Source organism: Anaeromassilibacillus sp. D41t1_190614_C2, assembly GCF_015558525.1.
Lineage (GTDB): Bacteria > Bacillota > Clostridia > Oscillospirales > Acutalibacteraceae > Anaeromassilibacillus > Anaeromassilibacillus stercoravium.
The window spans coordinates 177,007-202,119 of sequence record NZ_JADMOD010000002.1 but is presented as its reverse complement, the minus strand read 5'-3'; the positions used below and the strand labels follow the sequence as shown (position 1 = coordinate 202,119).

Sequence of the window (25,113 nt, the reverse complement as noted above, 5' to 3'; positions counted from 1 at the left end):
GCGCAAATCCCATCGTGTTTTTATGTGGTAAAGACGGGTTATAGGAACGTTTTCGAAATGGGATGCAGGGATAAATAGTTTTAATGCATTTTTTATTTAAAGGAGATGCTGGTTTTGGATTATCGTTCAATGTCAAATGAGGCGCTTAGCGCAGAAAAGGCGGACTTGGAAAAGCGCTATGCGGACTTTAAGGCCAGAGGCCTGAAGCTGAATATGGCGCGCGGAAAGCCCGGTGTGGATCAGTTGGATCTTTCCATGCCGATGCTGGACATTTTGAATTCCACTTCAAATATATACGCCTCCACCGGAGACGACTGCCGCAATTACGGCCTGGGCGATGGACTGCCGGAAATGCGGGAGCTGTTTGCAGAGATGTTGGGCATTGACGATCATAATATCATTGTGGGCGGCAACTCCAGCCTGAATATGATGTTCGATGCGATCTCCTGCGCTATGACGCATGGTTTCCCAGGCTGCAAGCCTTGGAGCCAGCAGGGGCATCTGAAGTTTTTGTGCCCTTCTCCGGGATACGACCGGCATTTCGCAATTACCGAGTACTTTGGCTTTGAACTGATCACTGTACCGATGACGGATCAGGGCCCGGACATGGACGTTGTAGAATCGTTGGTCAAAGACGATCCGACCATCAAAGGCATTTGGTGCGTACCGAAATATTCCAACCCAACAGGCATTACGTATTCGGATGAAACCGTCCGCAGGTTCGCCGCTTTGAAGCCTGCGGCGCCCGATTTCAAGATTTTCTGGGATAACGCCTACTGTGTCCATGATCTGACCGATACGCCGGACACGCTGCTGAACTTGTGGCATGAGTGCCGTAAGCAGCACAGCATTGATATGCCTATTTTCTTTGCTTCCACGAGCAAAATTACCTTCCCCGGTGCGGGCGTGGCGGCCATGGGTGCCAGCGAGCACAACCTCACGGTATTCCGTGAGCATTATTCCTATCAAACGATCGGCCCGGATAAGCTGAACCAGCTCCGTCATATCTACTTCTTTGGCAATCTCGATGGGGTAAAGCTGCAAATGGAAAAGCATCGTGCCATTTTGGAGCCGAAGTTCCAGGTTGTCCAGGAAAAGCTGGAATCTGCGCTCGGTGGGAAGAATATTGCGGAGTGGACCAATCCGAATGGCGGCTATTTTGTCAGTGTGGATGTTATGGACGGCTGCGCAAAGCGTGTAGTATCGTTGTGCAAGGAAGCCGGCGTCACTTTGACGGGTGCGGGCGCTACTTTCCCGTATCAGAAAGACCCGCGTGACCGCAATATCCGCGTAGCTCCGACGTATCCGCCGGTTTCTGAGCTGGAGCTGGCGATGGATCTGTTCTGTATCGCTGTTCAGCTTGCCGCGGTGGAAAAAATTCTTGCAGACCGGGCATAATTGTATATCAGCTTATTTCTGCTTTAGCAGCGGATACGTTTAATAAGCGTATCCGCTTTTTCTTTATCGCTTTCAGCATGACAAAACCCCCGGTTCTACCGGGGGTAGGTAAAAAAACCTTGGCAAAAGAAAAAGTAAAAAATCGTTCGTTCTTCAAAGGAAAAAGAATGGTACGGAGGTTCTGAAAGGAAGGCGGGGATTTTCGCGAAAAGTGTCCCTCTCGCAGAATGCTATGAAGTACCAAAGAGAACTGGTTTACCAGTAGCAGGGCAAACGATGCGATGATATTTTTCAGTACCCTTTCCAGGGGTCAGCAAGTACTGACCCCTCTGGGGTCTGAGCAAACCACTAGTTTTCTAGTGGTTGTGATTGCCTTTTAGGCTGAATAGAAGGTTCGGTTCTATCAGGTCCAAAAGCCAGCATGGTTCGAAGCTTATTTAGGGATATCGTGTATCCAGTCAGGGGCCGCATTATATAAGGTCCTATTCTAGAGCTTTGGTAGCTACAACAGAAAGCTAAAAAATGGAATGTAGCCATTAAAACGTGGAAAACAACTGGTTCATGCACCGCAGGACGGGTGATGAAATGGTCATTTTTAATACCCTCTTTTGGGGATCAATACAGTTTAGCACTTCTGAGCTCAAATACATTGCTGGTTTATTAATAGATTGGATTATTCATATACAAGTATAGGAGATATAATTAATTCATATTTTCTGGTCGCTTTAGGCAAAAAAACGGACAATAAATAATTTTATTGGCCGATTTGCACCAAATTCGTTGACTTTTTAGAATAAGAAATCTATAATAAGTTCTGTTACGTCTGCGGGGCAGCGCAGAAACCAAAAGACATTGGAGGATTTACGCATGAAGCGAGTAGGAAAACCAGTATTTTTCATCGTCGCCCTCCTTATCTTGGTTTTCACTTATGTCTCCTTATTTGGGGTACATGGGCAAAACGGAGATAACACCATCACCTACATAAAAGGTGCGAGCGACATTCGGTGGGGAATCGACATCAATGGCGGTGTCGAGGCAACCTTCAGCCCGGATACAGAAGGTGTGAAGGCCACAGAAGATCAATTGAATTCTGCTAGGGCAATCATTGAACTTCGTATGGTCAACCAGAATATCACGGACTATGAATTGTATGTGGATTATAATCAGGATCATATCATTGTCCGCTTCCCTTGGAAAAATGATGAGACAAGTTTTGATCCCGAATCTGCAATTGAAGAACTTTCTGCAACGGCAATGCTGACATTCCGTGAGGGGAATGAATATGCCACGCAGGAGACAGATGCGGACGGCAACCCGGTATATAAGACGCCGACAGGAACGACGGCAGATTCGGTCATCCTGGAGGGTAGCGACGTTACAAGTGCAGAGGCCCAGATGTACCAAGACCCAACAACGGGCACCACGCAGTATGAAGTTACCTTGCAGTTGAGCGAAGACGGTGCTCAGAAATTTGCAGATGCAACCGAGCGTTTGCAGGGACAGATTATTTCTATTTGGATGGATGATACCATGATTTCTGCCCCGACGGTAAATTCGGTGATTTCCGATGGCAGATGCTCTATTACGGGCGACTTTACCGCAGCGGAAGCCTCCGACTTAGCGAATAAGATCAACGCTGGTGCGTTGCCCTTTAAGCTTGTCACGACAAACTTCAGCACGGTCAGCCCGACGTTGGGCGCATCCGCACTGAGTGCGATGGAATTGGCCGGAATCATCGGATTTATTCTGGTTTGTTTAATTATGTTGATCGTTTACCGCCTGCCTGGGTTTGTGGCGATCATTGCCTTGCTTGGCCAGATTGCTCTTTGCTTTGCAGCAGTGTCCGGCTTCTTCCCGTTTATTAATAGCTTTACGATGACCCTGCCTGGCATCGCAGGTATTATTCTCTCGATTGGCATGGGGGTTGATGCAAATGTCATTACATCTACCCGTATTAAGGAAGAACTCAATTCCGATAAAACGTTGGACGGCGCAATTCAGAAAGGTTTCGCCAACAGCTTCTGGGCTATTTTTGACGGAAATATCACCACGATGATGGTGGCCCTCATTTTAATGATGGTGTTCGGCCCGACCAATATCCTGTCTTGGATTTTTGGTGCTTCCACCACAGGTTCGGTGTATTCGTTCGGCTATACGTTGCTGGTTGGCAACATTGGTAATTTCATTATGGGCGTCGGCGCTTCCCGTTTGATGCTGAAGTCTGTCTCGGGATTCAAATGCTTCCGCAATAAATGGTTATATGGAGGTGCCGCGAAATGAGAACATATCATATCAAATTTTGCGAAAGAAAAAAGATCTTCTTTGGGATTTCGTTGACTATTATAGCGATTGGTATTATTTTTAATTTCATTTTCGGCACAAGCTTGGATATTCAGTTTACTGGCGGCGCAGTCATCCGTTATTCCTATTCTGGTAGTATCCAGCAGGGAGAAGTGGAAAACATTGTGAAGGATGCCAGTGGAAAAGACGTTACGGTTCGTATCCATGAAGATATGTCCACAGTAGACGATCCCACACAAGCGAACAACAGCGTATCCATCTCCTTTGCGGGGACAGATTCGATTTCCTTGGAGGAACAGCAAAGCATTGCATCAGCACTCGATGAGCAATATCCGGATGCACATTTTGAGGTGGTGGAGTCCAGTTCGGTCAATCCGACAATGGGCAAGAATTTCCTTCTGAAATGTGCGATGGCTGTTTTGATCGCTTTTATTTTGTTGCTTGTGTATGTTGGTTTCCGTTTTCGGAAGATTGGCGGCTTGACGGCCGGTGCGATGGCTATTGTCGCCCTGTTGCATGACGTTTTGATTGTTTACTTTGTGTTCGTGGTATTCCGAATGCCAATTAACGACAGCTTCATGGCGGTCGTGCTGACGATTCTCGGTTATTCTCTGAATAATACGATTATTATTTATGACCGCATCCGTGAAAACCGCCGCCTGATGGGACCGAAGACCCCCTATGCAGAGCTTGTTAATGCCAGCATCAATCAGACATTGACACGTTCCATTTATACATCCCTAACGACTTTTGTGGCGATCGCAGCGGTTTTTGTCGTGGGTAGTATCTATGGATTGACTTCTGTCACGACCTTTGCACTCCCGATGATGGTGGGTATTGTTGCAGGCTGTTATTCTTCCGTTTGCATTGCAGGCCCGCTCTATGTGGCGTGGGAAGAGCATAGAGAGAAAAAGAGAAATGCAGCTGCTCCTGTAGAGAGCAAATAAAAAGTCCTTTAAGAGGAAAATCTGCATATATGTAAAAATAGCGCCGTTGTAAAAACAACGGCGCTATTTTTTACGCTCTTTTAGGTCGGATATCTGCACCCTTCGCCCAGAGTTTTAAGAAGCACCCTAGCTGCACAAATGGAGCCAATTTGCTTTTTCTATAAAGTAACATGCTCTTTCTCCATGTCCTTTAGGCTTGCAAGGGTGCAATACGTGTGGTCAGGCTTTTATACCCCCCCAACGAGAGGATCAAACGTCCTTTTTTCTTCCGAATGGGAGGGGGCTCCTCACGGTTGGCCATGCTAGGACATGGGGAAAGCAGGGAAGAATTCACAAGGGAACGGTGAACATATTGTGGGAAAATGATTCAAATGCGTTCCTTTTTATTCAATACAAGAGCTATTGCGCGGGCGACGTGTAGGATTTTCCGACGAAACAGAATCCTTATAGAAACGGCGTTTATCCTCATACATATGTTGATCCGCTAAGGTAATCAACGTTTTCAGATCGCTGGAAGTCTCCTGCCATTGATATCCCATTGCAACAGGAAGTTGTTCTTCCGTGAGGGAGGCCCTTAAGGTATCTACAAGCGAAAGAAATGCGGTTTCAGATTGATCTGAGGCAATAATCACAAACTCATCGCCGCCAGTGCGATACAAATTTGCATTTCCAAATACAGCCCGCATCTTCTCTGCACATTTTTTCAACGCTTGATCCCCATAAGAATGGCCATAAAAGTCATTGATCTCTTTGAGTCCGTTGAAGTCGAGAAATACCACACCAACAGACCCTCCCGCATTCGCGATTTCAGGAATATCCAAAATGTATTTGTTGCGGTTGTAAAAGCCGGTTAGGGTATCATGAAGGCTTAGATGCTGTAAACGGCGTTCATCCATGTGCCTCTGAAAGGTAATCATAATGAAATAGCGCAAGGTTTCCAAAAGAGAGACGATGTTACGAATTTTCTCACGGGGCGGATTATCTACACCAAAGTATCCATTGATTTGCCCGTTCTCTTCCAAGGGTGCGATCACCATATTTTGGATATCCTGTGGGGAAAGGACGTCATAGACTTTTTCCCCCCGGATTTCCTCGATGTCTTTCATAATGATGCATTGATGGTTTTGCAACTCATTTTCCCAGGGGATAACAATGGAAACATCCAATCCCTGTAAAGAATCGATCTGCGGCACAACACCTTCACGGCACCACTCGTGTGTGTTGTCCATTTTGTCGCCCCGGATTTTAAAAATGTAGGCGCGGTCTGCGGAAAGATATTGCCCGATGATCTGCAATACCTGATTGAGCGCTTTATCCAGATCCTGTTCCTTATATAGAATTCGAATACAGTCTAGAACCACTTGCTGGGTGTCTAACGCATACCGCAAATCTTTTTTTTCTTTTTCATAATCTGTGACATCGAATGCAATTTCCAAGCGCGCCAGTTTCCCGTCCCATTTGATTAGCCGATCCTTTAAAAGATAATGACGGCCAGTAACAGGGTTAGTTGTTTCCCAGCTATAGGTTTCATCTGTTCGGAGATACTGATTGGTGCAAAACGGACAGGGGGCATCCTGTAGCTCAATCACCTTATAGCATTTCAAACCTTCTAAGGAATCAATATTTAAAGCTGTTTTACCGGCTCGATTCATATACAAAAGATCATGGGTTTCTGGATCTGCGACATAGACCAGTTCCGAAACGTCGTCAATCGCGTCAACAAGACCGGTCAAATCGTCTGGTTTGTCCATCATGATTGCGTCACCTCTTATCCGAAATTAAAAATGCTCTATGTACTGCACTTGAACAGATTTATGATTCTCCGTTATAGAAAGAATCTGGATTCATTCAATACAAAATCTATAGGATTGTCCCTTGCGGGGCTAATTCTGGCCATTGGTAAAAATCTTTAAGGAACCAAATCTCCTTTGCCTCGAAGGTTCTCCCATTGAGATACTCCAAAATGCCCGCAGGCGTAGTAAAATTGAAACGCAATTTATAGGAATACAGAGCTTGATATTTGAAACCACATTCCTTATTGATCGCATTGGTCCCATATTTCCCATCGCCTGCAAGGGGATGCCCAATTGAGGCGAGATGCGCGCGTATTTGGTGGGTTCGCCCGGTTAGAAGTTCCACCTCTAAAAGGCTATACCGCCCACGCTCTGCCAAAACACGGTAGCGCGTCCGGATGCTTTTTGTATCCTTCGTTGGTTTGTGGGAAATATATACCCGGTTCTGCTTTTCATTTTTTTCTAGGAAGCCCTCCAGTGTTTCCGCACGCTTGGGCATGTGGCCGTGGACGATGCAGAGGTACAGCTTGGTGAGCTCCCGCTGTTTGACTTTCTCGTTCATAATGCGCAGGGTCTCTGCGTTTTTGGCGGCCATCACAATTCCGCCGGTGTTGCGGTCGATACGGTTTATCAGCGCAGGGGCAAAGGAGGCCTCGTTCTCCGGCTGGAATTCTCCTTTTCCATAGAGATAATGTTGAACCCGCGCGATCAAAGAATCAAAATGGTAGTGTTCGTCGGGGTGAACAATCAACCCAGGCTTTTTGTCCAGCAGCATCAAATTTTCGTCTTCGTAGAGGATGTTGAGCTTGCTCGGCGCTTTCAGGAAATCGTATTCTTTTGGCGACTGTTGAAAAAATTCATCCTTTAAGTACATGGTCAATACGTCGCCCACATTTAACCTGGTGGAGATTTCACACCGTTTCCCATTGCATTTGATATCTTTTTTCCGGATACTTTTATACATCATGGCCTGTGGCAGGTTGGGATAGGTTTTGGTTAAGTATTTATCCAGCCGCTGCCCTGCATCATTTGGCCCGATGGTCACCTGTTTCATAAAAATCCTCTTTCTAAATTTGGATTTTAAAACGAAAATCAGACCCTAAAGAATGTATCTCTTAAAAGCAGCGGGGGACACATCCCTGTATAAGTCCGAAATCCGTTTCTGTTTTATATAATTCAAGATATATAGTACCTATTATAACACGAAATTCGCACTAAAGAAAGTCTAGCTTTCATTGACAGGCTTCGACAGCAGTGCTATAATTGTACTACTCAAAAGTGCATATGGACGTTTGCGGGGGAACTGCTCTGGCGGTTGAGAAGGTGGAACCTGACCCTTGGAACCTGTCGGTTAATACTGTCGTAGGGAAGCAAAGCCAATGAAGATTGGAAGAGAAGCGCTTGCCGGGGAGGCAGGCGTTTTTTGTTGCCTGTTTTCATAAACAGGGCGCGAACGGCCAAGAAAGGAAGGGATACCTCTTGAAAAAAGCCTTAACGATTGCCGGCTCGGATTGCAGCGGCGGCGCAGGAATCCAGGCAGATCTAAAGACGTTTTCCGCACACGGCGTCTTTGGAATGAGCGTGATTGTTTCCGTGGTGGCAGAAAATACCAGCCGTGTGATCGGGATTGAAGATGTATCGCCGGATATGATCCGCCAGCAGATCGACGCGGTGTTTGAGGATATCCAGCCGGATGCGGTCAAAGTGGGGATGCTCTCCCAGCCGCCCTGTATGGAGGCGGTGGCGGAAAAGTTGCGGCAGTACCGGCCCAAACACGTGGTAATTGACCCGGTGATGTATGCCAAAAACGGCTGCCCACTGATGGATCCGGGTTCGGTAGACCGGCTGATCCAAACCGTGCTTCCGCTGGCGACGCTTCTGACCCCAAACATTCCGGAGGCGGAAAAAATTGCGGGTTGCTCGATCCATTCGGTTGCAGAGATGGAAGACGCTGCCCGGCGCATCCAAGCTATGGGGCCGAAGGGTGTGTTGGTCAAGGGAGGCCATGCCCAGGGCGATGCCGTTGACGTGTTGTTCGATGGGGAACATTTCCATCATTATACCGCCGAACGCATTCCTACGAAAAATACGCACGGCACCGGTTGCACCTATTCCTCCGCAATTGCGGCAAATCTGGCGTTGGGGCTGGATATGCCGGCTGCCGTGGAGCGCGCAAAAGCCTATGTCACCATGGCGATCCGCCATGCATTGGCAATCGGGAAAGGGCATGGGCCAACGAACCATTTTTATGATGTCTATGTAAACGGCCTGACAAATGGAGCAGAGATCGAATAAAAGGAGAGGTACATATGGAATACAAAACACAGATGGAAGCAGCCAAGAAGGGGATCGTGACAAAGGAACTCGCCGCCGTAGCCAAAAAAGAGGGCTTTACGGAAGCAGAGCTCCTTCCGCTGGTGGCATCCGGCCGGGTGATTATCCCGGCAAATGTGCGGCATAAATCGCTCGATCCGAACGGCGTGGGGGAAGGGCTGCGCACAAAGATCAATGTCAATTTGGGCATTTCCGGCGATTGCGCCGATTATTGCGCGGAGATGCAGAAGGTGCAGCTGGCTGTCCAGTTTGGCGCCGAGGCCATCATGGATCTGAGCAACTACGGGAAGACGCGCGAGTTCCGTGAGAAGCTGATCGAATATTCACCGGCGATGGTCGGAACGGTGCCGGTATACGATGCGGTCGGATATCTGGAGAAGGATCTGATGGACATGACCGCCCAGGACTTTTTGAAGGTGGTACGCGCGCACGCAGAGGAAGGCGTGGACTTTATGACCATTCACGCGGGCATCAACCGCCGTGCGGTGGAAGGATTTGAACGGTCAAAGCGCAAAATGAACATTGTATCCCGCGGGGGCTCCCTGCTGTTTGCTTGGATGAAGATGACCGGCAATGAGAACCCCTTCTATGAGTATTATGATGAGGTAATGGACATCCTCCGAGAGTATGACGTGACCATCAGCTTGGGAGACGCCCTGCGTCCGGGTTGCCTGGACGATGCGACGGATGCCGGGCAGATCGGGGAGCTGATTGAGCTCGGCAACCTGACCCAGCGTGCCTGGGAAAAGGACGTGCAGGTGATGGTGGAAGGACCGGGCCATATGGCGATGGATGAGATTGCGGCCAATATGAAGATGGAAAAGCGCCTCTGCCACGGAGCGCCGTTCTATGTCCTTGGGCCGTTGGTGACGGATATCGCCCCCGGATACGATCACATCACGTCGGCCATCGGCGGCGCAATCGCGGCGGCCAATGGCGCGGACTTCCTGTGCTATGTCACCCCTGCGGAGCATCTGCGTTTGCCAGACCTCTCCGATGTGCGCGAAGGGATTGTCGCTTCGAAGATTGCCGCCCATGCCGCAGACATCGCGAAGGGCGTGCGCGGCGCACGTCAGCCGGACAATGAGATGGCAGAGGCACGCCAGCGCTTCGATTGGGACGCACAATTCCGTTTGGCCATCGACGGAGAAAAGGCGAAGGCATATTATGAGAGCGTTCCCGCTTCGGATAAGCACAGCTGTTCCATGTGCGGCAAAATGTGCGCGGTTCGCACGACCAACCGCATTCTCAATGGCGAGAGCGTAGAGATTCTGCAAAACGAGACAAAGAAATGAGATCCGGACTGGAAAATATGCGGGCGGCCATCTTTGACCTAGATGGGACACTTTTGGATTCTCTGCACATCTGGGAGGACATCGACGAGGAATTTTTGCAGAAACGTGGGCTTGCTGTACCAGAGGGCTATTGCGAGGCCATCGCTTCCATGGGGTTCCTCGACGCAGCGGACTATGCAAAAAAGCGGTTTGGTTTCCCGGAATCGCCAGAGGCGATTGTGGCGGAGTGGAACGATATGGCGGCGCATCGATATGGCAATGTCATTCAGATGAAGCCTGGCGCACGCGACTATCTGGCAAAGCTGCGGGATCGAGGAATCCTTTTGGCGGTGGCGACGGCGCTTCCGGAAAAGCTCTACCGCCCTGCGTTGCGCCATCATGGGATTGAAACGTGGTTCGGCGCAGTTGCCTCGACCGATGAAACCAGCAGGGGAAAGGGATACCCGGACGTCTATCGGTTGGCGGCCAAAAGGCTTGGCGTTTCCCCAGAGCATTGTGTGGTCTTTGAAGATATTTTGCCTGGAATTCAAGGAGCAAAGGCCGCAGGCATGAAAACCATGGGGGTATACGACGCCTGCTCCAGCGGCATCCAGGAAGACCTCCAGAGACTAGCGGATGGATATATTCAAAGCTTTGAAGAACTTTTATAAAGATTAAAATTCTCGAGGGAAACGGATGCCAACGGCTGCCTAAACCTCTTTTTTCAAAGACGTTTCAAATCGATTTATGGGCGCATCCCTTTTGGGATGCGCCTCGTTTTTATGTGCCAGGTGGACGGCATCTAAAAAAATACATTTTTCGGTTGGGAGAGCAATGCCCAGCCTTTTGTAACAAAGGAGATACCACAAGGAGGATTTCAAGTGGATATTTCCAAAATGGCTTCATACGAAGATTCCCAGCGTTTTCCTTGACAAGCCAATAGGGAAGCTGTTAAAATAAGAATACCTATGAAAATAGGCCCTCTGGGGCTGAAAAAACAAGAAAACGGCAGAGAACTGCCAGTTGAATTGAGATGATAATGTGATCAAGAGTATGACCGGCTATGGAAGGTTTGAAGGAGTGATTGAAGGCCGTCAAATTACGGTGGAGATCAAATCGGTTAACCACCGCTATTTTGAGTTCTCTTCGAGGATTACCCGCGGGTATGGATTTTTGGAGGAACGGCTCAAGGGATACCTCCAGGAGCGAGTCGCCCGAGGAAAAGTGGACGCATATGTATCCATCGAGACGTTGGAAGATGCCGAGGCCCAGGTACAAGTAAACCATTCCTTAGCGGCAGGATATGTAAACGCCTTGCATGAACTCGCACAGCGATACAATCTTCGGGATGACCTTTCTGTGAGTACGCTCTCCCGCTATTCCGAGATTTTTTCCGTGCATAAGGCGCCGGAGGACGAAGATGCTATTTGGAGAATCGTCCAGCAAGGTGCGGATTTTGCAATGGAATCTTTCCTTGCCATGCGCGAGCGCGAAGGCCAGCGCATGAAAGAGGATGTCTCCTCCCATGCGGAAAGGATTCTCCAATTGGTCGATCAGATCGAAGCGCGTTCCCCACAGACGGTGGTGGAATATCAGCAGAAGTTGCAGGCGCGTCTGGAAGAGATGCTGGCAGATGTGAAAATCGACGAACAGCGTATCCTAACGGAGGCGGCGATCTTTGCAGACAAAGTCGCCGTAGCGGAGGAAACCGTGCGGCTCCGCAGCCATTTTGACCAGATGCATCAAATGTTGGAATCCGGGGAACCCGTGGGCCGCAAGCTGGATTTCCTTGTGCAGGAGATGAACCGTGAAGCGAACACCATCGGTTCCAAGGCGGTGGATTCCCAGATCGCCTATCTGGTGGTGGATATCAAGGCGGAAATCGAAAAAATTCGGGAACAAATTCAAAATATTGAATAAGGATTGGCGATAGGAGGCATTTTCAACATGAAGCTCATTAACATCGGCTTTGGCAACATGGTTTCTGCAAACCGGTTGGTTGCCATCGTAAGCCCTGAGTCTGCGCCAATCAAGCGTATCATTCAGGATGCCAAGGAGCGCGGTTCTTTGATCGACGCGACTTATGGCCGCCGTACCCGTGCGGTGATCGTCACGGACAGCGATCACGTGATTCTTTCTGCGGTGCAGCCGGAGACGGTTGCCAACCGTCTGAACGACCGCGACGAGGACCTTGAAGACGAGGAGGAACTCGACGAGGATGACTAAGGGATTGATGGTGGTGCTTTCCGGTCCGTCCGGTGCGGGGAAGGATACGATTCTCCATACGCTTTTGCAGCGTGATCCGCGCGTTAAGCTCTCTATTTCCGCTACAACGCGGAAACCGCGTGAGGGCGAGGTGGACGGACAGCATTATTATTTTGTCACAAGGGAACAGTTCCTTGCCATGCGGGAGCGCGGCGAAGTACTGGAAAGCGCCGAATATTGCGGCAATTTCTACGGGACGCCGGAAAAGCCGATCCGGGATTGGATGGCCGCAGGAAACGACGTAATCCTGGAGATCGAGGTGCAGGGTGGAGCGCAGGTTAAGCAAAAATGCCCGGACTGCGTAGGGATTTTTATTTTGCCCCCTTCGATCAAGGAGCTTGAACGCCGCCTGCGCGACCGTGGTACCGAAACGGAGGAAGCCATTCAAAAGCGTTTGGACGCCGCCTGTGGGGAAATTCAGCACGCGAGGGATTATGACTATGTGGTCATCAACGATACAGTTGAAAACGCTGTTGAGGCGATTCAAAATATTCTCCGCGCGGAGAAATACAGCAAGTGCAGAAATTTTGATACGATAGAAGGAGTTCTGAACAATGATTAAACCGATTGAAGATTCCAGCCTTGGCCCGAACCAGAGCCGCTATTCCTTTGTGGTGGGTATTGCCAAGCGTGCCCGTGAAATCGCTGGGGAAGCAGAAGAGAAGGGGGAAATTTTGATCGAAAAGCCCGTTGACCTCGCATTGGAAGAGTATGCGGAGCACAAATTCCAGATCATTGAAACCCCGGAACCCAACGACGATGATCCGGAAATGTAATGCCAATCCTTTTTGCACGTGTGGCGGTAGAGAATACCGCCTATCATTTTGACAAAGCATTTGATTACCTCATACCGGAAGAGCTTTTAGAACAGGCCAAGCCGGGCTGCCGGGTTCTTGTGCCGTTTGGCGCTGGGAACGCACAACGGCTTGCGATGATTCTGGAGGTTTCTCCGGAAAAGGAAACCCAAAATACGACGAAACAAGTGGTGGCGGTGCTGGATGAAGCGCCGCTTCTTACTAATGAAGCCATCCAGCTAGTCTTTTGGCTCAAGGACCGCTACTTTTGTACGCTGTTTGAAGCGGTGAAGCTGCTGCTTCCTGCAGGGATTCATTACCGGATGAAAACCGAGTATGCCCTGGCAAAAGGCAGGCCAGTGGAGAAGGAGGCGCTTTCCAAAGAGGAATCTGCGCTGATCGAGTACCTCGCCGGAAAAGGCAAGCCCGTCGAACGTGAGAAACTACTCAAGGCCATGGGACTTCCTGCGGACAGCCCATTGCCGGAAAATCTGTTTAAGCGCGGTCTGCTGGAAAAGACGGGCGCCGCCGTGCGGCAAATCAAGGATGCAGCGCAGAAGATGGTCCGGCTTACTGGCGAAGAATCACCCTCTAAGCTGACGCCAAAGCAGCGGGCAGTATGCCAGGTTTTGCAAGAGGCGGGAGCTGCTTCTCTGAAGGAGCTGTGCTATTTCGCAGGAGTGACGCCTGCTGTGGTCAATGCACTGGTGACAAAGGGCGTGGTCTGTTACTACGAAGCGGAGGTCTACCGAAATCCCTACGATCAGGTGCAGGACCCGGCAGAGGAAAAGGAAATTGTCCTTTCAGAAGAGCAGCAAACGGCCTTTCAAAATCTGTTGGCCCAGTACCGCGAGGAAACCGGAGGTGTCTCTTTGCTGTTTGGCGTCACAGGAAGCGGGAAGACTTCGGTCTTTATGCGCTTGATCGACGAGGTGCTCGCCGACGGGAAGAACGTCATTGTCATGGTGCCGGAGATCTCGCTGACGCCGCAAAGCCTGGCGCTGTTCCATCGCCGGTATGGACGGCGGGTGGCGGTATTTCATAGCGGCCTCTCGCTTTCTGAGCGCTTGGACGAATGGAAACGGGTACGCCGCGGGGAAGTTTCCATCGCGGTCGGCACGCGGTCGGCGGTGTTCGCCCCATTCGATAACCTGGGGCTGGTGATTTTGGACGAAGAGCAGGAGCACACCTATAAGTCGGAGTCTTCGCCGCGCTACCATGCGCGGGATGTGGCAAAGTTCCGCTGCGCGTATCACAAGACGCTCTTGGTGCTCGCCTCCGCAACTCCATCCATTGAGAGCTATTACTTTGCGCAGGCGGGGCGCTATACCTTGAACCGGCTGCCAAACCGCTACGGCGGAGCAAGGCTTCCTAATGTCCGGTTTGTGGACATGAATCGGGAATTGGAGGCCGGAAACGACAGCATTTACAGCCGGGAACTGCTGGCAGAAATTGAAAAAAACAGAAAAGTTCATAAGCAGTCCATTATTTTGTTAAACCGGCGTGGTTACAATACGTTTGTATCCTGCAAAGCGTGTGGGAACGTCGTAACCTGCCCGAATTGCAGCATTTCCCTGACCTACCATGCCGCGAATCAACGGCTGATGTGCCACTATTGCGGGTACTCCGTACCGTTTTCAACGGAATGCCCCACCTGCCATGAGAATAAAGTCCACTATGCGGGATTTGGAACCCAACGCGCAGAAGAACAATTGCGGGAACTGCTCCCGGAGGTGCGGGTCCTGCGGCTGGACACGGACGCTGCTATGACACGCTTTGCCTATGAGGAAAAGTTACAGAGCTTTGCCCGCGGCGAGTACGATGTGATTGTCGGCACGCAAATGGTGGCAAAGGGATTGGATTTTGAGAATGTCACTCTGGTGGGCGTGCTCTCCGCAGACCAGGCGCTGTATGGGGACGATTTCCGCAGCTATGAGCGCGCTTTTGACCTGTTGACGCAGGTGGCCGGACGCGCAGGCCGCGGCCAATACGAGGGGGAAGCCATTATCCAGACCTTTACGCCGGAGAATACCGTGCTTTCCCTGGCGGCCCGGCAGGATTATCCCGCTTTTTATGAGGGGGAGATCGCCGTGCGCAAGGGGATGTTATATCCGCCGTTTGCAGATCTGTGCGTGGTCGGATTTGTTGGGACGCGGGAAGAAAAGGTCGCGCGTGCAAGCGAAGCCTTTTTGCAAATGCTCCGCACCCTGGCCCAGGCGGAATACCCACAGGAGCCAATGCGGGTTTTAAATCCCTCTCCCGCATTAATCAGCAAGGTCAGCAATAAATATAGGTATAAATTGATCGTGAAATGCCGGAACAGCCGGAACTTCCGCAGGATGATTTCCCGGCTATTGACCGATTTTGCAAAGAACCGGACGTTCAGCGATGTAACTGCCTTTGCGGACATCAATCCGGATATGATTTTATAAAGAAGAGGAACTATAAAAAATAAGAGTTTAATATGGGAGGAATTACAATGGCCATTCGCAATATTGTAAAAGATGGGGACGAAATCCTGACGAAGGTTTGCCGTCCGGTCGAAAAATTCGACGAGAAATTGGGCGTTTTGCTGGACGATATGATCGAGACGATGAAGTCTGCGGACGGCGTCGGCCTCGCAGCGCCACAGGTGGGCATCCGCCGCCGCGTCGTGGTGATCGATGTGGGGAGCGGCCCCATCGAAATGGTAAATCCGGAGATCGTGGAGCAGAGCGGCGAGCAGGAATGCGTCGAAGGGTGCCTGTCCTTCCCGGGGCAGTATGGAATTACCAAGCGCCCGATGCGCGTCCTGGTGCGCGCCCAGAACCGCGAGGGCAAGACCTTTGAGCTGGAAGGGGAAGAACTGCTGGCAACCGCCTGTTGCCATGAGATCGACCACCTCAACGGTGTGGTGTTCAAATCCCATGTTTTGCGGATGCTGTCCCCGGAGGAGCTACAGAAACTTCAGTAATTTAATCGCGGATAGGATGATGAAAATTGCGGATTCTATTTATGGGAACGCCGGATTTTGCCGTTCCATGCCTGCAAAGCCTGCTGGACGCAGGACATGAGGTGTGTGCGGTATTTACCCAACCGGATAAGCCGAAGGGCCGGGGCTATGCCATGACGCCGCCGCCGGTGAAAGTGCTGGCGATGGAGCACGATATACCGGTCTATCAGCCGAAAACGCTGCGCACGCCCGAAGCGGCGCAGCAGATCCGAGAGATGCAGCCCGACTGCATTGTCGTTGTGGCATATGGAAAGATTTTGCCCAAGGAGATTTTGGAGATCCCGCCGTACGGCTGCATCAATGTGCATGCATCGTTGCTTCCGAAATACCGCGGGGCGGCGCCCATTCAATGGGCGGTGCTCAACGGCGATCCAGAGACCGGAGTCACAACCATGTACATGGCCGAGGGACTGGATACAGGCGACATGCTTTTGAAATCGCGTACAGAGATCGGGCCGGAGGAGACTTCTGGTGAGCTGCACGACCGCCTTTCCCAAATGGGGGCGGAATTGATCGTGGAAACCTTGAAGGAGGTCGAAGCGGGCACGGTCCGCCGCACACCGCAGGGCGATGCAGAGACCAGCTATGCTTCCATGCTGACCAAGGAACTCGGCAAGATCGATTGGGGCCGTCCGGCAGGGGAGCTGCACAATTTGGTGCGCGGGCTTTCCCCTTGGCCTGTAGCGGAGACGGTGTATAACAAAAAACGCCTGAAGATACACCGGGCGAAGGTTGTCCCGGGATTCGGCGGTGCGCCGGGCGAAGTAGCCCGCCGCAAGGACTGCTTTGTGGTGGCCTGCGGGGGCAATACCGCTCTGGAGTTGGAGACGGTTCAATATGAGGGCGGAAAGAGAATGGGCGGAAAAGAGTTCCTATGTGGGCACCGGCTTGACCAGGGTGCGGTGCTTGGAGAGGCAAAGGAGTAACATTTGATGGGATTTTATTATTTTGATTACACGTATTTCCTGTTCATGCTGCCAGCCCTGCTCATCAGTATGGTTGCGCAGTTCAAGGTGAACTCCACCTTCCAGAAGTATTCCCGTGTCAATACCGCACGCAATATGACTGGGGCGGACGCCGCCATGCGTGTGATGCAGTACGGCGGTGCATACGGTGTGCAGATTCGCCATATCGGAGGAAGCTTAAACGACAATTTCAACCCGTCCACCGGGATCATCAGCCTATCGGACCCGGTATACGCGGCAACGTCCGTTTCGGCGGTGGGTGTGGCGGCGCATGAGGCGGGCCACGCGGTCCAACACGCACAGGGGTATTTTCCCAATAAGATTCGCTCTGCGTTGGTGCCTGTCACACAGATCGGTTCCCGACTGGCAATGCCGCTGATTCTGATCGGTCTGCTTTTGCCGGTACAGTATGATGTCGTGGTAAACATCGGTATTGCGCTGTACAGCCTTTCTGTTCTGTTCCAGCTGGTCACCTTGCCAGTGGAATTCAATGCGAGCGCCAGAGCGCTTCAAGCGCTGGACGCAACGGGCATTTTGTATCCAGAGGAGTTGGAGGGGGCCAAAAAGGTGCTTCGTGCGGCGGCTATGACGTATGTGGCTGCGACGTTTACAGCATTTTTGTCCCTGTTGCGTCTGCTTCTAATCTTTGGAGGCAGGAGGAATGACAATTGATGGCGGATGCAAGAGCAGCCGCGTTAGCGGCTTTGCTGCATGTGGATGAAAACGAGGGGTTTTCAAATTTGGTGTTGGATAAAACCCTTGCGAGATTCGCTTTGGAGCCGCGCGACGCGGCCCTGGCGTCCGCCATTTTTTACGGCGTGTTGGAGCGCCGCCTGACTCTGGATTATTATATCGGGCAATTTGCCCGCACCCCCATCCATAAGATGACCCCGCAGGTGCGGGAGATCCTCCGCATCGGGGCCTATCAGATTCTATACCTCGAAAAAATCCCTCCCAGCGCCGCCGTGAATGTAGCGGTAGAGCTGGCAAAGCAAAACAAGGCTGTAAAGGCATCTGGCTTTATCAATGCGGTGCTGCGCAACCTGGTCCGGAACCGGGAAAAGCTGCAGTTACCGGATGAGAAAAAGAACCCGCTCCGGCATCTCAGCTTGAAATATTCGTGCCCAGAGTGGCTGATTTCTCTATGGCAAAAGGCCTATGGGCCGCAGTGTACTGGGCTTTTGCTGGATTCTCTTTCCGAGCACCCACCGATCTATATCCGCTTGAATAATACGAAGGGCGATGAGGAATACTTACTGCGTCGGATGATGGAAGAAAATGTAAAGGTGAATCCCATTACATGGATTCCGCATGCGGCAGTGCTGGAAGCGTCCGGTTCCGTGTCGTCTTTGGATTCTTTTCAAGAGGGATTGTTCCATGTACAGGATCTTTCCTCGCAATTGTGTGCAACACTCCTGGAGGCAAAGCCGGGGGAGCGCGTGTTGGACGTTTGTGCGGCGCCGGGAGGTAAGACATTTACCATCGCGGAACAGATGGAAAACAGCGGGGAGGTTCTCGCCTTTGACCAATATAAAGGGAAGGTACGCTTGATCCGTGAGGGAGCAAAGCGGTTGGGGCTGACCTGTATCCATGCGGAACTCCGCGACGCCCTGCGGCCGGAAAAGCCTTTGGAATGTGCGGACCGTGTCCTTTGCGACGCGCCGTGTTCTGGATTGGGCATCCTCCGCCGCAAGCCGGAAATTCGATATAAATCGCCTTCTGCACTTGACAGTTTGCCGGATTTGCAGTACCGTATTCTGAGTAAAACCTCCGAATTGGTAAAAAGCGGAGGCGTTTTGCTTTACTCCACCTGTACGCTGAATCCAGCAGAAAATGGGGAGGTAGCGCGACGCTTCCTGGAAGAACATCCCGACTTTGTCCCGAGGGCATTGCACTTGCCGCAGGGGATGCGGCGTGCCATGGAGGAGCCGGAAAACGAATGGACGCTTATGCCGCATGTGCATGGGACGGACGGTTTCTTCGTCGCTTCCTTCCAGCGCCGGTGACAAAAGACGGATAAAAAAGCGGGAAAAGCATCCGGAAAAGCAGGCCGGTCTAGGCCGCCGGATGCGTGGGAGAGTGTAAATTTGGCTTTACAGGACATCAAATCAATGACGTTGGAAGAGTTGCGTGCGGATTTTGCCGCGCAAGGGCAGCCGGCCTTCCATGCGTTACAGGTGTACCGATGGCTCCATCGGGGCGTGCGCTCCTTTTCGGAGATGTCGGATCAATCAAAGGCATTCCGCCAAAAGCTGTCCGAACGCTATTACATAGCTGCGGCGGAAATCGAACAGCGGTTGGTTTCCAAGCTGGACGGCACAGCCAAGTATCTGCTGCGCCTGCCGGACGGCGAACATGTGGAATGCGTGCTGATGGAGTACCACCACGGCTATTCCATCTGTATTTCCAGCCAGGTGGGGTGCAAAATGAACTGTTCGTTCTGCGCCACGGGGAAAAGCGGCTTCTCTCGGAATCTGACGGCTTCCGAGATGCTTTCCCAAATCCAGACGGTTCAACAGGATCAAGGTATTCGGATTTCCAACGTGGTGCTGATGGGCATGGGGGAACCGCTTGACAACTATCAAAATGTCCTCCGTTTTTTGGAGCTGGTCTCCTCCGACGAAGGTATGAACATTGGGATGCGGCACATCTCACTTTCCACCTGTGGGATTGTGGACAAAATTTATGACCTGGCGGAGCGAAAGCTTCAACTTACGCTGTCGGTTTCTCTCCATGCACCGAACGATGCAATCCGTTCACAAACCATGCCGGTCAACAACCGATGGGGGGTAGACGAGCTTTTGACCGCCTGCCGCGCCTATGCCGAGACAACGGGACGGCGCATCTCCTTCGAATACGCGATGATCAGCGGCGTGAACGATACGGCCGCATGCGCAAAGGAGCTGGCAACGCGGCTGCACGGGATGCTGTGCCACGTCAATTTAATCCCTGTCAACGAGGTTAAAGGCAATTCCTATCGGAAGAGCTCCAACGAACAGATTCAAAGGTTTATCCGGATTCTCTCGGAGAAGGGGATCACCGCGACCGTGCGGCGAACGCTCGGTTCAGACATCAATGCTTCCTGCGGGCAGCTGCGGCGTAGGTATCAAGAGGAGGTGGCCAATGTTGCAGATCTATATGAAAACTGATATTGGCCTTGTGCGCCATTCCAATCAGGACGCGGTAAAAGCGGGCGTACTCTCCGGCAATACGGCCTGGGCCGTCGTTTGCGACGGGATGGGCGGTGCGAACGGTGGGAATATCGCCAGTGCGCTTGCGGTCGATTTGATTTCCGAGCAAATTCTCAGCTCCGGGAGCGAGCATATCACGGATCAATCTATTAAGAACCTGATGATCTCCGCCATTTATAATGCAAATGTGGCGATCTACGACCGCGCGATGGCGGATGAAACCCTGGCGGGGATGGGTACCACGGTGGTGGCGGCCATCGTCTCCGGCGGGGTGGCGCATATCGCCCATGCAGGGGATAGCCGGGCCTACCTGCTCACGCGGGAAGGCCTGCGGCAAATTACAACGGACCACTCAATGGTGCAGGAATTGGTAAACAGCGGGGATCTGACCACCCAACAGGCCAGGCGTCACCCGCAGAAGAATATTATCACCCGCGCGTTGGGCGTGGAATCTGGCATCGAGATCGACTACTGCGAATGTAAATTTTCCGGCGATGATCTGCTGCTTCTCTGCACAGACGGTTTGACCAACTATGTGGAGGAAGAGCAGATCGAGCGGCTCGCCCGGGAACTGGAGGCCCGGCTTCTGCCGGATCGACTGATCGCTTTGGCAAAGAGCGGCGGCGGCGGGGACAATGTCACGGTCGCTGTTATCAGACACTAACGGTATTGGAGATGATGTTTCATGGATAAGTATACGGGAAAACGGCTTGATGGGCGCTATGAGATTCACGAGTTGATTGGTGTTGGAGGAATGGCGTATGTATACCGCGCCTACGATATTATTGACGACCGCACGGTTGCAATCAAGATTCTGAAGGACGAATTCCTGGGAAATCAGGATTTTATCCGCCGCTTCAAGAACGAATCCAAGGCCATCGCGGTCCTCTCCCATCCCAATATTGTGAAGGTGTACGACGTCAGCTTCGGCGACCGTATCCAGTACATTGTGGAGGAATACATCGACGGCATTACCCTGAAAGAATATCTGGACCAACAGCGTGAGCTCAAATGGAAAGAGGCGGTCCACTTCACCCTGCAAATCCTGCGCGCACTGAATCATGCGCACAGCAAAGGCATTGTCCACCGGGACATCAAGCCGCAGAATATTATGCTGTTGCAGGATGGCACCATCAAGGTGACGGATTTCGGCATCGCCCGTTTCTCCCGGAGCGAAACGCGCACCATGACCGACAAGGCGATCGGCTCCGTGCACTATATTGCGCCGGAACAGGCGCGCGGGGAAGTGGCCGACGAGCGCGCGGACATCTATTCTGTGGGCGTGATGCTGTATGAAATGTTGACGGGCACCCTGCCGTTTGAGGCGGACAATGCCGTCTCCGTGGCGATTATGCAACTGCAAGCGGACCCCAAACCGCCGCGTGATATCAACCCCGCCATCCCGGAGGGGCTGGAAGAGATCACCATGCGCGCTATGCAGAAAAATCCCGACCAGCGGTATCAATCCGCGGCGGAAATGCTGGAGGATATCGAGGCGTTCCAGCGCAATCCAAGCATCAGCTTCCAGTATAAGTATTTTATCGATGAGAAGCCCACGAAATACGTGAATGCCATCAGTGCGGTGCGCAATGGCCGGGCGCCTTCCTACAACGATGGATACGACTACGACGACTATGAGGAAGAACCTCCGCGCCGTAGGCAGAGCAGCAGCGGTGGAAACAACAAAAAGACCATGATGGTGGTCTTGGGCATTCTGGCGGCCTTTCTGATCGTCGCGCTGAGCATTGGCATTGCGGCGATTTTCCGCAGCTGTAGTACACAGCCGGACGACACGATGACCATGCCGAACCTGGTCGGGCAGCTATATACAGACGTCCAGAACAACGAAGAATATGCGTTCAAATTCTCTGTGGAAACGAGGGAGGATTCCTCGCAGGAGACGGGAATTATTTTGGATCAGACGCCTGCGGCTGGCATGTCTGTCAAGAAAGATGGAGAGGTCCTGCTGGTGGTTAACAGCGGTGCGAAAACCATCAACGTGCCGGACGTAACCAATTACCTCCAGGCGGATGCAGAGCAAACGCTGCAAAACGCAGGGTTCGAAACCACGGTCATTGAAGTGCCAGATGATAAAATCGCAGCCGGCTATGTCACAAGCACGGAGCCAAAGGGCAACGCCACGGCGCCGGAGGGCAGCACCGTCAAGATTTTGGTCAGCACCGGACCGGAAAATGAACAGATCGCGGTTCCGAATGTGATTGACAAAAATATCGAGGCGGCAAGAACCGAAATTGAGGCCGCAGGGCTTCAGGTGGGTGATGTCACTCTTCAGGACGACAGCGACAAGCCGGAGAATACCGTCATTGAGACCAACCCGCTGCCGGGCGTGCCGGTCGATCCGGACACCAAGGTCAACATTGTGGTCAGCTCCGGAAAGCAGTCGGAAAAGACCCTGGAGGCCAATGTGCATTTGCCGCTGAATGTCTCCCACGACATCGAGCTCAAAGCGTATCTCGACGGCACCGTGATGGAAGACGGCGTCCGCACGGTGAACCCAGCTTACAACAATCTCTGCACCATCAAGGTAACGGGCACCTCGGGCCAGAAGACCTTGGTGATCGAACTGGATGGCAATAAGTATGCGGTGTTTATTATGGACTTTGACACCGGAAAGCCCAGCCAGGTGGAGAGCTATCCGTATGTCGATCCCGGCTCGCCTTCTTCGGAGACGCCCGGAACAGACACCGAAGAGGATTGGGGCGATATTCCCACCAATCTCCCTATCACGCCGACCGAATGAGCTGTATGAACGAGATGTTAAACGGACGAATTATCAAGGGAATCGGCGGTTTCTACTATGTGGAAACGGACAAAGAATTGTATTCGTGTAAGGCGAGGGGCGTGTTCCGCAAAAAAAGGATCACGCCCCTTGTGGGCGACCAGGTGAAAATTCGCCTGGATGCGGACGGCACCGGATACATTGAAGAGATCCTTCCGCGCAAGAATTTTCTCACGCGTCCGCCGGTGGCCAATATCGACCAGTTGATCGTCGTCACCTCTGTGTGCGATCCTTCCCCGAATCCCCTGTTGATCGACGAGGCGGTCGCCGCCGCAGAGGACAAAGGGATCGAACCGGTTGTCGTGGTTTCTAAGACGGATTTGCAGAGCGGCGAATGGCTGCGAGAGATCTATGAGAAAGCAGGCATCCCGTTCTTTGCCGTTTCTTCGGTCACGGACGAAGGGGTGGAGGCGGTCAAGGCCCTTTTGAAGGGAAAGATCACTGCGTTCACGGGCAACTCCGGCGTGGGAAAATCTTCCCTGCTCAACCGCATTGACAACCGGTTGGCACTGGAAACCGGTGAGATCAGCCAAAAGCTCGGCAGAGGGCGGCACACCACCCGCAAAGTCGAACTTTTGAAGCTGGACGACAGCAGCTATGTGGCAGACACGCCCGGTTTTTCGTCCATTTCCTTGGAACAGTGCGATTTGGTGCGCAAAGAAAATTTGCAGTTCTGTTTCCGCGAATTCGAACCGTATCGCAATGCATGTAAATTTTCCTCCTGTTCGCATACCTGCGAAAAGGGATGCGCGGTATTGCAGGCTGTTGAGGACGGGAAGATCCATCCCTCCCGCCACGCCAGCTATGTGGCGATGTATAACGAAGTAAAGGACCTTAAAGAATGGGAAATGAAATGAAGCGCTGCATCATCCTCGGTTCCGCACCTGTGGAGGACGGCGGAATCTTTGACCGGTTTCACGCAAAGGATGCCTTTCTCATCTGTGCGGACGGCGGCATGGACACGGCGCGCAAGTATGGCATTCAGCCGGACCTGCTGATTGGAGATTTTGATTCCATGCAGGGAAGCCTTCCGGACGGGATCGAGACCATCCGGCTAAAGCCGGAGAAGGACGACACGGACCTTTTGGCCGCGGTCCGGGAAGGTTTGCAACGCGGCTATCAGGAGTACATCCTGTTGGGCGCGCTGGGTGGGGAGCGGTTTGACCACTCCTATGCCAACCTCTGTGTGCTGCAATTTTTGGCGCATGAGGGCTGCCGGGCCGTGCTTGCCGAGAAAGGGACCTATATCTTCCTGCTGCGCGAGGGGCAAACCGAGCCGCTTCTTCAATTGCGCGGGGCGACGTTTTCCGCTTTTCCGTTTGGCTGTCCGGACTGTACGGTCAGCTATGAAGGAATGCAGTATCCACTGACGCGAAAGCCTCTGCGTTCGGATTTTCCGCTCGGTGTCAGCAATCGGATTTTATCCGATCAAGCGGCGGTGACCGTCCATCAGGGGGAAATGCTTGGAATTGTATATCAGCCGTAAATCACAGATTGAATGGAATTCATAGAAAAATGGCGCAACGCCCGTACATTGGCCTTCGTATTTGGCCGGTGTGCGGGCTTATTTTTTCCCGAGAGGCCGCTAGTAATGTGTAACCATAACCACAGTGCCATTGCCATCCAACAGGTTTGCCCGTTCCTATGTATTTTTCCGGAACCAAGACTGTTCCCTGCGTATATACTGTTACTACAGCGGAACAAAAGAAGCATTGCCGCTGATACACATAAGGGAAACGAGGCGATGGAAAATGCGGTGCAGAGGGAAATGCTGTAAAGGTGCAGTTTGCTCTCAAGTAGGGCAATGTGCCGTCACATTTGGCCTGGGCCTTGTTTGCTCTTGCTTCTGCCCGGTCGGTCTGATCATGTTTGTGGTGGCGGTCATACTGGTGATACTGGGAATCGCGCTCCTGCGGAGCGGAACATAATTGGGAGGTTTTCGCTATGAAAGTCGTTGTTGTGAAGGGTTCAAAATTCTGGGGCTTCATTCTGCGCAAAATGTTCCACATCAAAAAAGAGGCGTGACAGGCAATCTTTGAAAAAGCCAATGGGAGGCGTT

The 25,113-nt window shown here is 51.9% G+C and carries 23 protein-coding genes and 1 riboswitch; of the genes, 21 read left to right on the top strand and 2 right to left on the bottom strand.

What is annotated here, in order from left to right; all coding sequences use genetic code 11:
• Positions 1-105 precede the first annotated feature (105 nt).
• The 3 genes from I2G69_RS04065 to secF all read left to right on the top strand — a co-directional run bounded on the left by I2G69_RS04065 (position 106) and on the right by secF (position 4,646).
• A complete protein-coding gene (locus I2G69_RS04065) occupies positions 106-1,398 on the top strand; it encodes an aminotransferase class I/II-fold pyridoxal phosphate-dependent enzyme (protein ID WP_087231930.1) in 1,293 nt (430 codons plus the stop codon).
• A gap of 867 nt (positions 1,399-2,265) precedes the next feature.
• Positions 2,266-3,678 carry a protein translocase subunit SecD gene (secD, locus tag I2G69_RS04060; protein ID WP_191405713.1) on the top strand — a complete coding sequence of 471 codons (1,413 nt, stop codon included), beginning with the start codon at positions 2,266-2,268 and terminating at the stop codon, positions 3,676-3,678.
• Positions 3,675-4,646, top strand: a complete 972-nt coding sequence (gene secF, locus I2G69_RS04055) for a protein translocase subunit SecF (RefSeq protein WP_195560253.1) — start codon at positions 3,675-3,677, stop codon at positions 4,644-4,646. Before secD ends, secF begins: the two co-directional genes overlap by 4 nt.
• A 383-nt stretch (positions 4,647-5,029) precedes the next feature.
• Here the strand turns inward: secF and I2G69_RS04050 are convergent, their stop codons facing one another.
• Both I2G69_RS04050 and I2G69_RS04045 read right to left on the bottom strand, forming a co-directional pair.
• The gene (locus I2G69_RS04050) at positions 5,030-6,400 is read right to left on the bottom strand and encodes a sensor domain-containing diguanylate cyclase (protein ID WP_191405714.1); all 1,371 of its coding nucleotides are present in this window, start codon (positions 6,398-6,400) and stop codon (positions 5,030-5,032) included.
• A 106-nt stretch (positions 6,401-6,506) separates the two neighbouring features.
• Positions 6,507-7,493 (bottom strand): RluA family pseudouridine synthase, encoded by a 987-nt coding sequence (locus I2G69_RS04045; RefSeq protein WP_087231940.1) that lies wholly within the window; start codon positions 7,491-7,493, stop codon positions 6,507-6,509.
• Between the two features lie 232 nt (positions 7,494-7,725).
• Positions 7,726-7,826, top strand: a riboswitch (TPP riboswitch).
• A gap of 92 nt (positions 7,827-7,918) precedes the next feature.
• Here I2G69_RS04045 and thiD point away from each other — a divergent pair.
• The 18 genes from thiD (at position 7,919) to spoVM (ending at position 25,079) form a co-directional block, all read left to right on the top strand.
• Positions 7,919-8,734, top strand: coding sequence for a bifunctional hydroxymethylpyrimidine kinase/phosphomethylpyrimidine kinase (thiD, locus tag I2G69_RS04040; RefSeq protein ID WP_087232268.1), 816 nt, complete (start codon positions 7,919-7,921; stop codon positions 8,732-8,734).
• A 14-nt stretch (positions 8,735-8,748) separates the two neighbouring features.
• Positions 8,749-10,068, top strand: a complete 1,320-nt coding sequence (gene thiC / locus I2G69_RS04035) for a phosphomethylpyrimidine synthase ThiC (RefSeq protein WP_195451493.1) — start codon at positions 8,749-8,751, stop codon at positions 10,066-10,068.
• Entirely contained in the window at positions 10,065-10,718 is a 654-nt protein-coding gene (locus I2G69_RS04030; RefSeq protein ID WP_237966767.1) for an HAD family hydrolase, read from the top strand. The genes thiC and I2G69_RS04030 overlap by 4 nt, the downstream gene beginning before the upstream one ends.
• A 370-nt stretch (positions 10,719-11,088) precedes the next feature.
• The gene (locus tag I2G69_RS04025; RefSeq protein ID WP_087231945.1) at positions 11,089-11,967 is read left to right on the top strand and encodes a YicC/YloC family endoribonuclease; all 879 of its coding nucleotides are present in this window, start codon (positions 11,089-11,091) and stop codon (positions 11,965-11,967) included.
• A 27-nt stretch (positions 11,968-11,994) separates the two neighbouring features.
• Positions 11,995-12,273 carry an extracellular matrix/biofilm regulator RemA gene (gene remA / locus I2G69_RS04020; protein WP_054323388.1) on the top strand — a complete coding sequence of 93 codons (279 nt, stop codon included), beginning with the start codon at positions 11,995-11,997 and terminating at the stop codon, positions 12,271-12,273.
• A complete protein-coding gene (gene gmk / locus I2G69_RS04015; RefSeq protein ID WP_191395374.1) occupies positions 12,266-12,874 on the top strand; it encodes a guanylate kinase in 609 nt (202 codons plus the stop codon). The genes remA and gmk overlap by 8 nt, the downstream gene beginning before the upstream one ends.
• On the top strand, positions 12,867-13,088 hold the full coding sequence (locus I2G69_RS04010) for a DNA-directed RNA polymerase subunit omega (RefSeq protein ID WP_087231951.1): 222 nt from the start codon (positions 12,867-12,869) through the stop codon (positions 13,086-13,088). The genes gmk and I2G69_RS04010 overlap by 8 nt, the downstream gene beginning before the upstream one ends.
• Positions 13,088-15,538, top strand: a complete 2,451-nt coding sequence (gene priA / locus I2G69_RS04005) for a primosomal protein N' (RefSeq protein WP_087231952.1) — start codon at positions 13,088-13,090, stop codon at positions 15,536-15,538. Before I2G69_RS04010 ends, priA begins: the two co-directional genes overlap by 1 nt.
• Positions 15,539-15,585: 47 nt before the next feature.
• Positions 15,586-16,059 carry a peptide deformylase gene (gene def, locus I2G69_RS04000; RefSeq protein ID WP_087231954.1) on the top strand — a complete coding sequence of 158 codons (474 nt, stop codon included), beginning with the start codon at positions 15,586-15,588 and terminating at the stop codon, positions 16,057-16,059.
• 26 nt (positions 16,060-16,085) lie between these two features.
• Positions 16,086-17,024: a methionyl-tRNA formyltransferase gene (gene fmt, locus I2G69_RS03995; protein WP_195560252.1), complete on the top strand. Its 939-nt coding sequence runs from the start codon at positions 16,086-16,088 to the stop codon at positions 17,022-17,024.
• 6 nt (positions 17,025-17,030) lie between these two features.
• Positions 17,031-17,735, top strand: coding sequence for a zinc metallopeptidase (locus I2G69_RS03990; protein ID WP_087231959.1), 705 nt, complete (start codon positions 17,031-17,033; stop codon positions 17,733-17,735).
• Entirely contained in the window at positions 17,735-19,069 is a 1,335-nt protein-coding gene (gene rsmB / locus I2G69_RS03985; protein WP_243254813.1) for a 16S rRNA (cytosine(967)-C(5))-methyltransferase RsmB, read from the top strand. The genes I2G69_RS03990 and rsmB overlap by 1 nt, the downstream gene beginning before the upstream one ends.
• Before the next feature lie 105 nt (positions 19,070-19,174).
• A complete protein-coding gene (rlmN, locus tag I2G69_RS03980; RefSeq protein WP_191362547.1) occupies positions 19,175-20,212 on the top strand; it encodes a 23S rRNA (adenine(2503)-C(2))-methyltransferase RlmN in 1,038 nt (345 codons plus the stop codon).
• The gene (locus I2G69_RS03975; RefSeq protein ID WP_237966772.1) at positions 20,187-20,918 is read left to right on the top strand and encodes a Stp1/IreP family PP2C-type Ser/Thr phosphatase; all 732 of its coding nucleotides are present in this window, start codon (positions 20,187-20,189) and stop codon (positions 20,916-20,918) included. Before rlmN ends, I2G69_RS03975 begins: the two co-directional genes overlap by 26 nt.
• 21 nt (positions 20,919-20,939) lie before the next feature.
• Positions 20,940-23,015, top strand: a complete 2,076-nt coding sequence (gene pknB, locus I2G69_RS03970; protein WP_191362546.1) for a Stk1 family PASTA domain-containing Ser/Thr kinase — start codon at positions 20,940-20,942, stop codon at positions 23,013-23,015.
• A gap of 5 nt (positions 23,016-23,020) precedes the next feature.
• Positions 23,021-23,911 carry a ribosome small subunit-dependent GTPase A gene (rsgA, locus tag I2G69_RS03965; protein WP_243254811.1) on the top strand — a complete coding sequence of 297 codons (891 nt, stop codon included), beginning with the start codon at positions 23,021-23,023 and terminating at the stop codon, positions 23,909-23,911.
• Positions 23,896-24,540: a thiamine diphosphokinase gene (locus tag I2G69_RS03960; protein WP_243254806.1), complete on the top strand. Its 645-nt coding sequence runs from the start codon at positions 23,896-23,898 to the stop codon at positions 24,538-24,540. The genes rsgA and I2G69_RS03960 overlap by 16 nt, the downstream gene beginning before the upstream one ends.
• Before the next feature lie 458 nt (positions 24,541-24,998).
• Positions 24,999-25,079 (top strand): stage V sporulation protein SpoVM, encoded by an 81-nt coding sequence (spoVM, locus tag I2G69_RS14510; RefSeq protein ID WP_140400337.1) that lies wholly within the window; start codon positions 24,999-25,001, stop codon positions 25,077-25,079.
• The last annotated feature ends 34 nt before the right edge of the window (positions 25,080-25,113 follow it).

Bases quoted from the DNA above. Each gene is read 5' to 3' on its own strand.
- rsgA (WP_243254811.1), top strand. From the start codon at position 23,021: ATGAACGAGATGTTAAACGGACGAATTATCAAGGGAATCGGCGGTTTC.
- I2G69_RS04045 (WP_087231940.1), bottom strand. From the start codon at position 7,493: ATGAAACAGGTGACCATCGGGCCAAATGATGCAGGGCAGCGGCTGGAT.
- I2G69_RS03975 (WP_237966772.1), top strand. From the start codon at position 20,187: ATGTTGCAGATCTATATGAAAACTGATATTGGCCTTGTGCGCCATTCC.
- I2G69_RS03990 (WP_087231959.1), top strand. From the start codon at position 17,031: ATGGGATTTTATTATTTTGATTACACGTATTTCCTGTTCATGCTGCCA.
- I2G69_RS04030 (WP_237966767.1), top strand. From the start codon at position 10,065: ATGAGATCCGGACTGGAAAATATGCGGGCGGCCATCTTTGACCTAGAT.
- rlmN (WP_191362547.1), top strand. From the start codon at position 19,175: ATGACGTTGGAAGAGTTGCGTGCGGATTTTGCCGCGCAAGGGCAGCCG.
- rsmB (WP_243254813.1), top strand. From the start codon at position 17,735: ATGGCGGATGCAAGAGCAGCCGCGTTAGCGGCTTTGCTGCATGTGGAT.
- def (WP_087231954.1), top strand. From the start codon at position 15,586: ATGGCCATTCGCAATATTGTAAAAGATGGGGACGAAATCCTGACGAAG.
- spoVM (WP_140400337.1), top strand. From the start codon at position 24,999: ATGAAAGTCGTTGTTGTGAAGGGTTCAAAATTCTGGGGCTTCATTCTG.
- pknB (WP_191362546.1), top strand. From the start codon at position 20,940: ATGGATAAGTATACGGGAAAACGGCTTGATGGGCGCTATGAGATTCAC.
- remA (WP_054323388.1), top strand. From the start codon at position 11,995: ATGAAGCTCATTAACATCGGCTTTGGCAACATGGTTTCTGCAAACCGG.
- secD (WP_191405713.1), top strand. From the start codon at position 2,266: ATGAAGCGAGTAGGAAAACCAGTATTTTTCATCGTCGCCCTCCTTATC.
- gmk (WP_191395374.1), top strand. From the start codon at position 12,266: ATGACTAAGGGATTGATGGTGGTGCTTTCCGGTCCGTCCGGTGCGGGG.
- thiC (WP_195451493.1), top strand. From the start codon at position 8,749: ATGGAATACAAAACACAGATGGAAGCAGCCAAGAAGGGGATCGTGACA.
- I2G69_RS04065 (WP_087231930.1), top strand. From the start codon at position 106: ATGCTGGTTTTGGATTATCGTTCAATGTCAAATGAGGCGCTTAGCGCA.
- I2G69_RS04010 (WP_087231951.1), top strand. From the start codon at position 12,867: ATGATTAAACCGATTGAAGATTCCAGCCTTGGCCCGAACCAGAGCCGC.
- priA (WP_087231952.1), top strand. From the start codon at position 13,088: ATGCCAATCCTTTTTGCACGTGTGGCGGTAGAGAATACCGCCTATCAT.
- secF (WP_195560253.1), top strand. From the start codon at position 3,675: ATGAGAACATATCATATCAAATTTTGCGAAAGAAAAAAGATCTTCTTT.
- I2G69_RS04050 (WP_191405714.1), bottom strand. From the start codon at position 6,400: ATGATGGACAAACCAGACGATTTGACCGGTCTTGTTGACGCGATTGAC.
- I2G69_RS03960 (WP_243254806.1), top strand. From the start codon at position 23,896: ATGGGAAATGAAATGAAGCGCTGCATCATCCTCGGTTCCGCACCTGTG.